The organism is Pseudomonas sp. AMR01, assembly GCF_041946035.1.
Taxonomy (GTDB): domain Bacteria; phylum Pseudomonadota; class Gammaproteobacteria; order Pseudomonadales; family Pseudomonadaceae; genus Aquipseudomonas; species Aquipseudomonas antarctica_B.
Genome location: NZ_JAUTYR010000175.1, coordinates 1 through 531, shown reverse-complemented (window position 1 = coordinate 531; position 531 = coordinate 1). Strand labels below are relative to the sequence as shown.

The following is a 531-nucleotide window of genomic DNA, read 5'->3' as shown; positions in this document are numbered from 1 at the left end:
GAACAACTGACCCTCCACAGCGGTATGCTCGAACTTGAAGGGCCGGATGGTCCGCTCTTGGAAATTGCGCAAGCGCGTGCAGAGATGCGTCATTTGGCAGCTGAACCGATGACCTATAGCCTCCAGATTCTACCTGATGCGATTACCCCCGGCCCCCTGCTGCGCCGCCTTTTTTCCGAGGACGGCCCGCCCACTTCGGCACCGACCCTTTCGGCCAATGCGAAGGTTACCTTTGATCACCCCCTGAACCGCCACACAGCAATGCGCAGACAAGCGCCGCAGGTGCAGCAGATCGCGCTATCGGAGGCTCGTATTGCGTGGGGTAATCTTGCCCTCGCGGCCAGCGGAACCTTGACGGTTGATCCACAGGGCCAACCCGAAGGGGCGCTGAACCTCAAGGTGAAAAACTGGGCGCGGCTGGTCGATATTGCTCAACGCGCCGGGGTGTTGCCGCCTTCCATGCGTCTGCAGGTGGAAACCATGTTGCGGGCCTTCGAGAATCGTGGCGGCACGCCCGGGGGGCTGGATCTC

General features: G+C 61.6%; 1 protein-coding gene. It reads left to right on the top strand.

Features of this window, described 5'->3' with window-relative positions; all coding sequences use genetic code 11:
* A partial coding sequence (locus Q7C20_RS27115; protein ID WP_375071230.1) for a DUF2125 domain-containing protein occupies positions 1-531 on the top strand: 531 nt, incomplete at both ends.